Origin of the sequence: Burkholderia sp. Bmkn7 (genome assembly GCF_041103175.1) — a bacterium.
Lineage (GTDB): Bacteria > Pseudomonadota > Gammaproteobacteria > Burkholderiales > Burkholderiaceae > Burkholderia > Burkholderia cepacia.
The window spans coordinates 2,040,846-2,053,408 of record NZ_JBGCUH010000003.1 but is presented as its reverse complement, the minus strand read 5'-3'; the positions used below and the strand labels follow the sequence as shown (position 1 = coordinate 2,053,408).

The following is a 12,563-nucleotide window of genomic DNA, read 5'->3' as shown; positions in this document are numbered from 1 at the left end:
CGCACTGCCGCGCTCAGGCTGCCCAGTCTTCGAGCGACAACCCGGCCACCCGGCCGAACTCCCGCCCGTTGTTCGTGACGAGCACCGCACCGGCCGCGATCGCATGCCCGGCGATCGACGCATCGTTCGCGCCGATCGGCATGCCGCGCGCGGCGAGATCGGCACGAATCGCGGCCGTTGCATCGACGGCCGCCGTATCCCACGACAGCACGCCATCGAGCCGCGAGACAAAGGCCGTCACGAGTTCCGCATGCTTCGGCGAAGCCTTCCTGCCGACTGCGCCGAACCGCATTTCGGCATAAGTGATGGCCGACACGACGATCCGGTGCTGCGCATTGACGCACGATTGCAGCCGCGACAGCACTACCGGCGGCCGCTCGCGCATGATGAACGAACAGATGTTCGTATCGAGCATGTAGAGCGTGGTCACTGGCCGGACTCCGTCGGCGCGGCGCCGCCGGAAAGGTCGAAGCGGCCGGACTCGATCACGGCCGGGCGTTCGGCGAGGAAATCGGCGTCGGCCAGCGGTTCGCTCGCGAACGAGAGCCACGTGGGCCGCACGGGCCGCAGCAGCAGCGTGTCGCCCTCGCGACGGATCTCGAGTTCCGTCACCCCCTCGAACTCCATGTCCTTCGGGATGCGGATTGCCTGGTTACGGGCGTTCTTGAAAATGGAAACGGTGCGCATGAGCCACTCCATGGGAGTACGATGCGCCCATTCTAGACATATGCTGGCATATGTCAAATTGAGGGAACGCAAATCGGACGTCGCGCCCCACGCTGCCACGGGTGTTTTTGTCATGTTGCCGGCCTGTCGTCGATGAGGAGAGCGATCCATTCTTCACGACGCAGGCCACGCGGTCCATATCCCGAACGGCCGATGCCGGTGCGGCACCGCGCCGCGCGCAACGTCGCACCGACGCTGCGCACCCGCGCCGTCACGGCAACCGGAAAGTGTCGAAGAATGTGTCTCGCTCGATCACGGTGAGCGCCGCGCGCTTGTGCGGGAAATCGAACTCCTTCAGCGTGTGGAACCCGAGCCGGTGCATGTACGCGATGTGCCGCACGTGATCGACGCGCGGCTCGCCGACGAGCCGCTGCGTGCGCGGTTCGTCGACGAACATGTAGTGCAGCACCCCGCTCCACCATGCATGCAGCTTGCCGGCGCTCTGGAACCGCGAATCGCCGATCAGCAGGTGCAGCCCGCGATCGTAGTCGTGCGCATCGTAGAACGGCGCGAGACGATCCTCCTTCGCCCAGTAGAACTCGAAATAGCCGAACGGCGTGTCGTCGAAATAGCCGATCATCGGGTGCATGTGCGGATCGGCGAGCCGCTCGGCAAGATACGCCGCGTGCTCGTCGCGCGTGCCGCGCTGGTCCCAGAAATGCGCGACGCGATCGAGGTTCATCCAGCCGCTGAACAGGTCCGCATGCGCGTCGATGTCGACGGTGCGCAGGCTGAACGTCATCCCGACCTGCGGCATATGGCGTGCATAGATCTCGCCGGCCGGCGACGGCGGCCGCACCGGGTGCCGGTGCCCGTTCGTGATCGCATGGCGCAGCGGCATCCCGCCCGACGCGGGCGCCTTCAGCCACGGTCGCGGGTTCTGCCAGAAGGTCGTGCGCGATACGGTGAACCGCAGCGTGTCGCCCTCGGCCTGCGCGCCGTCGATCACGCCCTCGCGCACCGCGCGCGCCACGTACGACGCAACGGCCGCCGCATCGGCGCCGCCGAGTGGCACCGTGATCGTCGCCGCGTCGTATCGCGTGTCGGTGTTGAAGAGCGCGACGAACGCCGCGAGCAGTGCCTCCGGCGAATCGTCGGGCCGCCACGCGTCGAGCGAGCGCTCGGCGACCGTCATCGCCGGCCCGTGCGCGGCGCCGTCGAGCGCCGCGGCCACTTCACCTTCGACGGCGTCGGCGGCGCCGGCCGGTTTCGTCAGCGTGTCTTGCATCACAGTGCTCCCGCGTCGTGGCGATCGGCGAGAACGTGCAGCCCCCGCTCGAGCGCCGGAAACAGGCTGCGCTGGAAGTTGTTCCAGCGCAGTTCGAGAATCGTGTCGTCCGGTGCGATCGGCGTGTCGAGCACGTCGCAGATCACCTCGCCGGAATCGATGCCGTTGTCGACGTAGTGGAACGACGCGCCCGTCATCATCACGGGCTCGACCGACGACGTCGCGCCGCTCGCCCAGTCGACCCGTTCGCCGCGCGCGCCGTGCAGCGCGTCGAGCGTCGCCCATGCGCCGCGCCGCTGGTACGGCGAACCGTCGGCGGTGATGCCCGGGTGGATGTTGGCGATGCGCCGGTGAAAGCGCGCGCCGGGCCGCACGAGCTCGTCGAGGATCACGAGCAGCCCGTCGAGCACGACGACATCGGCTTCGAGTTCGAGCAGGCGCTCGAGCAGGCGGCGCTCGAACGCCTGTTTGCCGGCTGCACGCTCGCGTGCGTCGCGCGGCAGCCGCCGGTACGTCGACGCAATCGTGCAGAACAGTTCGTCGACCGGCCGGCCCTGCACCGTCAACCCTTCCGGCAGGATCCACGGGCGGCCCGGCGTGCGCGCGAAACCGTAGTCGGCCACCTTCGCGCGGTCGGCCGGCGAACCGTCGTCGTCGTCGACGATCACGCCCTTGAGCGTGTAGCGCTCGCCGAGCGGCGAGTCGTTCAGGCGCTCGACGAGGAATTCGAGCGGCGCCTTCATGTAGCGCGTGCCGCCCTGATAAGCGACCGGCTGGCCGGCGCGATCGGCCGCGCCGTTGCGCAGCGACTGGATGTAGACGAGATTTTTCTTCGGCATGGATGCGTCGTGGAAAAGCGGACGAAGGCGCCGCGGCCGGCCCGCGCCGGCCACGAAGGCCGGCCGGCGGGCCGCGGCGCGCATCGTCACCAGTTGTATTTCGCGGTCGCGATCACCGTGCGGTCGGTGCCGAACACGCAGACGTTTACCGACTGGCAGCCGCTGATGTAGTGGCGGTTGGCCAGGTTCGTCGCATTCACGGCGAAGCGCCAGTTGCGCGTGTCGTAGTGCACGCCCGCGTCGAACAGCGTGACGCTCGACACCGTCAGCGCGTTGTCGGACCCACCGGCCGACGCACTCTGGTAGCGAACGCCGCCGCCGAAGCCCAGCCCCGCGAGCGCCCCCGTATGCCACGTCCAGTCGGCCCACAGCGACGCCATCTGGCGCGGACGCGGAATGTCGACCGGCCAGTTGTTCAGCGAGTTGTCGTTCGCCTTGATGACCTTCACGTCCTGGTAGACGTACGAGGCGATCAGCGACAGGTTCGGCGTGACCTTGCCGGTCGCACTCAGCTCGATCCCGCGCGAACGCACCTCGCCGGACTGTACCGACTTGGTGCCGCTGTCGTCCTGGCTCGGCAGCGCCGGCGTGATGCCGTTGGTCTGGTTGATCTGGTAGATCGCCGCGTTCAGCATCAGGTTCTTGCCGGGCGGCTGCCAGCGCAGGCCGGCCTCGATCTGCTTGCCGCGCGTCGGCTGCGGCAGCCCGCCGCCGAGCAGGTTCACGCCGATCAGCGGGTTGAACGACGTCGCGTAGCTGATGTACGGCGACAGCCCGTAGTCGCCCTGGTACGTGAGGCCGACGCGGCCGGTGAACGCCGTCACGTCCGCCTTCGTCGACGTGCCGCCCGCGCGGTCGTCCTGGCGCATGTTGACCCAGTCCTCGCGGCCGCCGAGCGTCAGCGTCCAGCGGTTCCACTTGATCTGGTCCTGCGCGTACAGGCCGAACGTGTTCATCGCCGTGTACGTGTTGGTGCGGAACGTCGACGCCGGATCGAACACCGCCTTCGTGACCGGCAGGTAGACCGGGTTGTAGATGTTCAGCGGCGGCGCCGCGGCGAGCCATTCGCTGTCGGTCGCGGTCTGCCGGTTGTACTGGAAGCCGAGCAGCAGCGTGTGCTGGAGCGGGCCCGTCGCGAAGCGGCCCTCGACGTTGTTGTCGATGTCGAAGCGGCTGTAGTTCATCTGGAACACGCCGGCCCAGCGGCTGACATCGGTCGTGCTGCCGTCGACGAAGCCGTTGCCGAACACCGAACCGTTGTCGAGCGACAGGTGCATCAGCCGGACGTTCTGCCGGAACTTCCACGCCGAAGTCAGGTTCTGCTCGAACTGGTAGCCGACCGACCACTGCTTCTTGCGGTAGTAGTTGAAGTTCGGGTCGCCTTCGTACACGTCCTTGTTGATCTGGCCGCTCGGGTTCGGCAGCACCGTGCCCTGCGCGGGCAGGAAGTTCGACGAGATGTCGCCCCAGTCCTGCAGGTAGGTGGCCGACAGCGTCAGCGACGTATCCGCGTTCGGGCGCCAGCGGAACGACGGCGCGAGCGCGACGCGCTGGTCGTTGTTCGGGCCGGTCAGCGCATTGCCGTCGCGCGCGACGCCGACGAATCGATACGCGTACTTGCCATCCGGGTCGAGCTTGTCGCCCACGTCGATCATGAACTGCTTGCGCGCGTAGTTGCCGATCTGCACGCCGGCCTCGCGCACGCGCTCGCCGTCGGCGAGCTTGGTCTGCACGTCGACGATCGCGCCGGGATCGCCCGCGCCGTACAGCACCGAGGTCGGCCCGCGCAGCACGGTGATGCTGTCGATCATGTACGGATCGACGCGCCAGCTCGCGAGGTTGATCGTGTTCGGCACCTGCAGCCCGTTCACGTAGGCGGTCGGCGTGAAGCCGCGCAGTGCCGCGTACCAGTCGGAACGGTTGTCCGAACCGTACGACGAGAAACCCGGCACGTAGCGCAGTGCCGCGTTCACGTCGGTCGCGCCGGTCATCTCGATCTGCTGCGCGGTGACGACGTTGATCGTCTGCGGGATCTCGTTGATCGGTGTATCGGTCTTCGTGCCGGTCCGGCTGCGCTTCGCGACGAGCCCGACCGTGCCGTCCCCTTCCGAGGCCGCGTTGACGTTGATCGTCGGCAGCGTACCGGTCGACGCACTGGCCGCCGCACCGCCCTGCGCACTGCTGGCCGACGCCGCGGCGCCTGCGTTCACGGCCGGCGCCGTCTGGGCATATGCCTGCCCCGCCGCCGCACCGAACGCCACGCTTGCCGCGGCTGCGATCGCACGCAAACGCGTGCCTGTTGCCCACTCCATCTTTCTCTGCTCCACTTTTTTCATGCGGTCTCCGACCGCGCCTTTGTCAAAGAGCGAAAGCCATCCGGCCCGCGCTCACCCCGTTTTCCTGTCTTGCCTTGGCCGCGCCTTCGTCATGGGCGGGCGCGATCCCGTCTTCGAGCGACGCGCAGATTTCGTCCGCGCGGCGTGCCAGCACCGACAGCAGCGTGTCGGACAAACCGTGGCTGTCTTCGCAGCAGCCTTGCAGGTAGATGCGCGGCGCGAAGTGCGCGGGCGTCGCGAGCAGGTAGTCGCGCGTCACGTCGCCACGCGCGAGCGCATCGCCCAGGTGCGGCGCAAGCCCTTCGAGCAGCGCCGAATGGGTGTCGCGGCGGTAACCGGTCGCGAGCACGAGCGCGTCGAAGCGCTCGACGCGCGTCGCACCGCTCATCCGGTCGCGCAACGTCAGCTCGACGCGGCCGTCGGCGGTGCGCACCGCGGCCTCGATCGCGCTGTTCGCGAGCAGCGCATGACGCGGCGTGCCGTCGATGCGCTGCAGGTACAGCATTTCGTAGATCTGTTCGATCAGCGGCCGGTCGACCACCGCGTAGTTCGTGTCGCGATAGCGGTCGAGCAGCGCGCGGCGCGCGTCATGCGGCTGCGCATAGACGACATCGGTGAATTCGGGGCTGAAGATCTCGTTGACGAACGGGCTGTCGTCGGCCGGCTTCAGCGCGCCCGCGCGCATCACGAGGCTCGCGTCGACATGCGGGAAACGGCGCGCGAGATCGATGAACACCTCGGCCGCGCTCTGCCCCGCGCCGATCACCGCGACGCGGCGGCGCTCGCCGGACGGCGACGCGACGAGCCGGTCGATGTCGGTCAGGTAGGACGACGAGTGGATCACGCGGTCGCGGCCGAGCGTGGCGAACGCGTCCGGGATCGCCGGCGTACCGCCGACGCCGACCGACAGCGCACGCGTGACGCGCTGGCGCTCGTGGCCGGCGGCGTCGCGCGACAGCACGCGCAGCGCGTCGATCCGCGCGCCGTCGCCGCGCACGGGCTCGATGCCCAGCACGGTCTCGCTGTAATGGACGCGATCGTCGAACGCGTCGGCCACCCAGCTCAGGTAGTCGTGGAACTCGACGCGGGTCGGGTAGAAGTTCTTCAGGTTGACGAATTCGTTCAGCCGGCCGCGTTCGAACAGGTAGTTGATGAACGTGTAGCGGCTTTTCGGATCGCGCATCGTGACGAGATCCTTCAGAAACGAGATCTGCATCCGGCAGTCGTCGAGCAGCATCCCGCGATGCCAGCCGAATTCAGGCTGGCGCTCGACGAAGCAATGGGCGAGCCCGCCGCGCTCCGCGAGGCGCACGGCCAGCGCCAGATTCGACGGCCCGAAGCCGACGCCGATCAGGTCGAATACGGTTTCTCTCTGCATGTCTCAGCTCCCTTGTCGGTGAATCCGGCGCGTCAGACGTGACGGCCGGAGAAGAACGTCTCGCGCAGCGTGCGCATCCACAGCGGCTGCGCGTCGGCCAGCGCGAGACGGCGCTGCCGCGCGAAGCCATGCCGCGCGAGATGGTCGGCAACCCGCGCGTGGCCGGCCGGAACGGCACAGCCGACCGCTTCGGTACGCGGGTCGTCGAGAAACAGGTAATGAACGACGGACGGCAGCCAGCCCGCCACGCAATGCGGGCCGCGCCAGCGCGATTCGCCGACCAGCATCCGCAGCCCGCGGTCGTAGTCGCGCGCCGCGACGTGCGGCGCGAGCGCGTCTTCCTTCAGCCAGAACGCCTCGAAATACGCGAACGGTTCGCCGTCGAAGCAGCCGACGAGCGGCGTGACGTGCGGGTCGGCATCCGGCGCCGCACCTTGCCCGCCGTCCACGCCAGGCTGCGCGCCCGGCCAGCCGTCGCGCACGCGCGGCTCGTCGAACCAGCGCGCGACGCGTTGGGCATCCTCGGCCGGCTGCCAGCCGCGCAGCGTGACGCGCACGCCGAGCGCCGGCAGGTCGCGCGCATAGACTTCGCCGCGCGGCGCCGGCGGCCGGCGCGGGTGGCGGCGGCCGTCGGTGAACACCGGCAGCGTCGCGCACGGCAAATGCGGGCCGACGAGCCACAGGTCGGCCTGCTGTGCCCAGCCTTCGCGCATGCAACGGCCGGCGTCGGCGAGCACGCCGCTCGCGCGCATCGCATCGAGCGCGACCGCCGGCCACGCGGCCGGGTCGAGCCGGATCGACGCGTGGCGCGCGCTGTCGGAAAACGCCGCGGCCAATGCGGCCAGCAGCGCACGCCGCTGGTCGGCCGGCGACGCGCGATGGTTGTATGCGACGAGGCGCAGCGCGCCGTCGTCGCCGAGTTGCGCGCGCAGCAACTGCGCACCGATGCCGTCGCCGTGCGCGACGCGGATCTCCGCGCCGTCGCGCACGGCGAACAGGCCGTCCGCGAACGCGAGGCGGTAGGTATCGAGCATCGTGAATCCGTCCGGACGCACTTCAGCCAGCATGGCGTTCCTCCTGTCCCGTTTCCGTGCATGCGTCGAGCCGCGCGCCGAGTGCGGCGAAGGTCGGCGACGCGAACAGGTCCGCGACCGTCAGCGCGTGACCGGCGCGGCTGGCCGCGTCGACGAAGCGCACGACGTCGAACGACGTCGCGCCCGCTTCGAACAGGTCGGCATCGGGTTCGGGCGCGGCCGTCGCGAACGTGTCGGACCACAGCGCCGCGAGCGCGGCAGCCGCATGCGGTGCGCGTGACGACGTTGCGGCGCGTGCGCCGCCTTTCGCGTGCGCGCGCGGCGACGCTTGCGCAACGGCATGCGTGTCGGGCGCGCCGAGGGCGGCTTCCGACGCGCCGGCGAAGCGCGCGACTTCGTCGTGGTAAACGTCGACGAGCACGTCGACGAAGCTGCGGTCGAGCAGTTCGTCCGCATACGAGAACGCGGCGCTCACGCGCCCGTCCGGATGCTCGACGACGTCCAGCTCCAGCGTGAACACGACGCGATGGCGCACGTCGTCGAACCCGGCCAGCGACAGGCCGGCCCAGTCGCGCGCGGCGGCACCGGTCGGGCGCAGGTAGTTGAACATCACCTGGAACAGCGGATTGGCCTGCGCGGCACGCGGCGCGCGCAGCGCCGCGACGACGTCCGCGAACGGCACGTCGGCGTGCGCATAGGCCGCGAGTGCCGTGTCGCGCACCTGTGCCAGCACGTCCGCGCGACGTGCGGCCGGGTCGATCCGCGTGCGCACCACGACCGAATTGATGAAGAGGCCGAGCGCCTCGCGGGCCGCGTCGCCCGTCAGCTCGCGCGTCGACGCGAGCACGCCGACCGGCTGGTCGGCCGCACCCGTCGCGCGGAACAAGGCGGTGTTGAGCGCCGCGTGCAGCAGCATCGGCAGCGTCGCGTGCGCGGCCGACGCCGTATCGCGCGCGGCGCGGATCAACGCGCCGTCGAATTCGAACGCGATGCGGGCCGCGCGCCATTGCGGCACGGCCGGCGCGCTGGCGCGTTGCGGCAGCAGGCGCGCCGGCAGGTCGGCCAGCGCATCGCGCCAGTAAGCGACGCGGGCCGGATGGCACGGCGCGGGCAGCACGAGCGGCCGGGCGACCTGCTGGACGATCTCTCCGGCCGCAACGGCACCGCCCTGCACGCGGGCGACATAGCGCGCGCGAACCGCATCGAGCCACAGCTCGATCGATTCGCCATCCGACACGATGTGATGAATCGTCAGCGACAGCACGTGATCGTCCGCGCCGAGACGCAGCACCCGCGCGCGCCACAGCGGCGCATCGGCCGCGAGGTCGAACGGCGCGAGCGCATCCTCGTCGGTCAGCGCCGCCGCGCGGGCAAGCACATCGGCTTGCGCCGACAGGTCGATCACCGGCAGTTCGACGGAAACGTCCGCGTCGATCCGCTGGCCCGGCAGCGCGCCGTCACGCGCCACGAGCCGCGCGCGCAGCGCCGGATGCACGGCCGCGACATCCGAGAAGGCCGCACGCAGCGCATCGACGTCCAGCGGGCCGCGCACCCGCAGCGCGACCGGAATGTTGTACGCGGCGCTGTCCGGCTGCGCGCGCCACAGGAACCACAGGCCGAGCTGCGCCGGCGACAGCGGCCACACGCCGTGGGCGTCCGGTTGCGCCACCGCAACACCCGGCGCCGCGGCACCGGCATGCGCGGCGCGCGGCGCATCGGCCACCTGACGCGCGTACTGCGCGAGCACCGGCGCTTCGAACAGCGCGCGCACCGGCACGTCGCGGCCGAGCCGTTCGGCCACGCGCGTCGCGACGCGCACGGCGGCGAGCGAATGGCCGCCGAGATCGAAGAAGTGATCGCCCCGGCCCACACGCTCGAGATTCAGCACGTCGCACCAGATCGCCGCGAGCGCGGCTTCGTCGCCGTCCTGCGGCACCTCGTATGCGCGTTCGGCGCGCACGGGCGCCGGCAGCCGTGCGCGATCGACCTTGCTGTTCGCGTTGCGCGGCAGCGCGTCGAGCACGATCAGCTGCGCGGGCACCATGTAATCGGGCAGCGTGCGGCGCAGATGTGCGTCGAGCGTCGCGGCTTCGACCGGCTGCGCGGCCGCCCGTGCGTCGGCGGTCAGCTCGACGTATGCAACGAGCTGCGCAAGTGCGCCCTGCCCGTGCACGACCGCACATGCTTCACGCACCGCGTCGTGCGCGGCAAGCTGCGCCTCGATCTCGCCGAGCTCGATGCGCAGCCCGCGCAGCTTCACCTGGTGGTCGACGCGGCCGATGAAGTCGAACACGCCGTCCGCGCGACGCCGCACGAGGTCGCCCGTGCGGTACAGCCGCGCGCCCGGCGCGCCGTACGGATCGGGCACGAAACGCTCGGCCGTCAGCGCCGGGCGGTCGAGATAGCCGCGCGCGACGCCGATCCCCTCGCCGCCCAGGTACAGTTCGCCGATCACGCCGACCGGCAGCGGATGCAGCCGCTCGTCGAGCACGTGCGCGGTGCGTGCGCCGACCAGCGTACCGATCGGCAGGTACGCGGCGTCGCCGAGCTTCGCGAGATCGTCGCCGGGCAGGAACATCCACAGCGTCGGCGTGATGACCGTCTCGGTCGGCCCGTAGCCGTTGACCACGCGCACGTTCGGCAGCGCGCGGCGCAGCATCGCGAACGCCTCGCGCGACGTCGCCTCGCCGCCGACGGTCAGCGACCGCAGTGTCGGCGGCGCGCCGTGCGCGAGCGCCCATTCGGCAAGCTGCGCGGCGCAGCCGGGCGGCACGTAGGTCATCGTCACGCCGTCGCGGACCATCATCGCGCAGGTCTGCGCGGGCGGCCACAGCACGTCGGCCGTCACCGACACGGCGGCACCCGACATGTATTGCGAAAACCACCCTTCATGCGCACCGTCGAAGTTGACCGACTGGAACAGCAGGAACACGTCCTGCTCGCCCGCGCCGTAGCGCTCGGCGATCGCCGCGCAATGCAGCGCGAACGATGCATGGTCGACGATCACGCCCTTCGGCTTGCCGGTCGAGCCCGACGTGTAGATCGCATAAGCCGCGTGCCCGGGCAGCACGTCCGGCAGTACGACGTGCGCCGCTTCGTCGAGCGCAGCGACTTCGTCGGCGCGCCAAACGCGCAGCGCCGGCAGCTCGGGCAGCGACGCGGCGCTCGCGCCGTCGGTCAGCACGTGCGCGATGTTCGCGTCGCCGACGATCTGCGCGAGCCGTTCGCGCGGATGCGCCGGATCGAGCGGCACGAACGCGGCGCCCGACTTCAATACCGCGATCAGCGCGACGAGCAGGTCGACCGAGCGCTGCAGCGCGACGCCGACCCGCATTTCCGGCCGTACGCCGGCCGCCACCAGATGGCGCGCCAGGCGGGCCGCGCGCGCATCGACTTCGCCGCGCGTGAACGCGCGATCGATATCGGCGACACCGCGCGCGTCGGGCCGTGCGTGGGCATGCGCGGCGATGCGTGCATGCACGGGCACGAACGGCTCGGCATCGGTCGCGCCGGCCGGCGCGTTCCATGCAAGGAGCTGCGCGCGCTCGGCGGCGGGCAGCCAGTCGAGATCGCCGACCGGCATGTCGGGGCGCGCGAGCGCATCGGCGAGCAGCGTGACGAAGCGCGCGGCCAGCCGTTCGATCGCATCCGCATCGAACAGGTCGAGCGCGTAGATGAACGCGGCGTCGAACGTGCCGTCCGGCGTCGCCTCGACCGACAGCGTCAGGTCGAATTTCGCGGAAGGCGTACCGGACGGCAGCAACGCGGCCGACGCCGCGCCGAGCGCCGGCAACGCACGACGCTCGCCGTATGCGGCCATCACCTGGAACAGCGGATGGTGGCTCGCGCTGCGCGGCACGCCGAGCGCGTCGACCACCTGCTCGAACGGCACGTCCTGATGCATCTGCGCGTCGACGAGCGCACGCTGCGTGCGCGCGACCAGCGACGAGAAATCGCCGTGCGCGGGCACGTCGACGTCGATCGCCAGCGTGTTGACGAAGAAGCCGATCAGGCCGGCGACTTCCGCCCGTTCGCGGTTCGCGGCCGGCACGCCGACGCAGATCCGCGCATCGCCCGTCGCGCGCGCGAGCAGCGCATCGAGCGCGGCGAGCAGCACCGCGAACGGCGTGGCGCCCGACGCGGCCGCGAATGCGCGCAGTTGTGCACCGATGCGCGCGTCGAGCGAAAACACGTGGCGCGCACCGCGCGCACTGCGGCGCGCGGGTCGTGCGGCCGCGCCCGGCAACGTCAGCACGCCGCGCTGCGGATCGAGCCGTTCGCGCCAGAACGCGAGCTGGCGTTCGCGCTCGCCGGCGTCGAGCCAGCGGCGCTGCCACAGCGCGTAGTCGGCGTACTGGATCGGCAGCGGCGCGAGCGGCACCGGTTCGCCCGACGCATACGCGCGATAGAACGACGCAAGCTCGAACAGCATCACACCCGACGACCAGCCGTCCGACACGATGTGGTGCACGGTCAGCGCGAGCCAGTGATGCGTCGCGTCGAAGCGCACCAGGTGCGCGCGGACGAGCGGCGCCACGCCGAGATCGAACGGTTCGGCTTCGTCGGCCGTCGCGACGGCTTGCGCGCGCGCCGTGCGCTGCGCGTCCGGCAGCGCTTCAAGATCGGTTTCGCGCCACGGGCAGCGCAGCGGCGCGTGGATCGTCTGCGCGACGCCGTCCGGCGCTTCGTCGAAGGTCGTGCGCAGCGCCTCGTGGCGCGCGATCAGCGCATCGCATGCGAGCCGCAACGCGTGCACGTCGAGCGGGCCCGTCAGCGCCACGCGCTCGGTGATGTGATACGCGTCGGGCGCATCGATCAGCCGCGCATGCAGCCACAGCCGCGTCTGTGCGAACGACGCCGGCACGCGGTCGCTGCGCGGCGTGCGCGGCGGGATCGGCAGCACGCGAAAATCGATGCCGGCCGCGCCGAGCTTGTCGATGAACACCGCGCGCTGCGCGTCGGGCAGTTGCGCGAAACGCGTCGCGAGCGCCAGCCAGTCGGGTTGAACCTTCGTCATCCGTC

8 protein-coding genes are annotated in these 12,563 nt (G+C 70.5%); all 8 read right to left on the bottom strand.

The window, feature by feature from the left end; translation table 11 throughout:
- Window positions 1-13: 13 nt before the first annotated feature.
- Window positions 14-430 carry a PIN domain-containing protein gene (locus AB3K92_RS31020; RefSeq protein ID WP_021160096.1) on the bottom strand — a complete coding sequence of 139 codons (417 nt, stop codon included), beginning with the start codon at window positions 428-430 and terminating at the stop codon, window positions 14-16.
- A complete protein-coding gene (gene vapB, locus AB3K92_RS31015) occupies window positions 427-687 on the bottom strand; it encodes a type II toxin-antitoxin system VapB family antitoxin (RefSeq protein WP_021160097.1) in 261 nt (86 codons plus the stop codon). Before vapB ends, AB3K92_RS31020 begins: the two co-directional genes overlap by 4 nt.
- A gap of 250 nt (window positions 688-937) precedes the next feature.
- Complete coding sequence (locus tag AB3K92_RS31010) at window positions 938-1,954, bottom strand: GNAT family N-acetyltransferase (RefSeq protein ID WP_059552013.1); 1,017 nt, start codon at window positions 1,952-1,954, stop codon at window positions 938-940.
- Window positions 1,954-2,793 (bottom strand): formyltransferase family protein, encoded by an 840-nt coding sequence (locus AB3K92_RS31005; protein WP_042975471.1) that lies wholly within the window; start codon window positions 2,791-2,793, stop codon window positions 1,954-1,956. The genes AB3K92_RS31010 and AB3K92_RS31005 overlap by 1 nt, the downstream gene beginning before the upstream one ends.
- 86 nt (window positions 2,794-2,879) lie before the next feature.
- A complete protein-coding gene (locus AB3K92_RS31000) occupies window positions 2,880-5,129 on the bottom strand; it encodes a TonB-dependent siderophore receptor (RefSeq protein ID WP_369466508.1) in 2,250 nt (749 codons plus the stop codon).
- Window positions 5,130-5,151: 22 nt separating this feature from the next.
- Entirely contained in the window at window positions 5,152-6,507 is a 1,356-nt protein-coding gene (locus AB3K92_RS30995) for a lysine N(6)-hydroxylase/L-ornithine N(5)-oxygenase family protein (RefSeq protein ID WP_369466507.1), read from the bottom strand.
- Window positions 6,508-6,539: 32 nt separating this feature from the next.
- A complete protein-coding gene (locus AB3K92_RS30990) occupies window positions 6,540-7,574 on the bottom strand; it encodes a GNAT family N-acetyltransferase (protein WP_369466506.1) in 1,035 nt (344 codons plus the stop codon).
- Window positions 7,564-12,558: an amino acid adenylation domain-containing protein gene (locus AB3K92_RS30985; RefSeq protein WP_369466505.1), complete on the bottom strand. Its 4,995-nt coding sequence runs from the start codon at window positions 12,556-12,558 to the stop codon at window positions 7,564-7,566. The genes AB3K92_RS30990 and AB3K92_RS30985 overlap by 11 nt, the downstream gene beginning before the upstream one ends.
- Window positions 12,559-12,563: the final 5 nt, after the last annotated feature.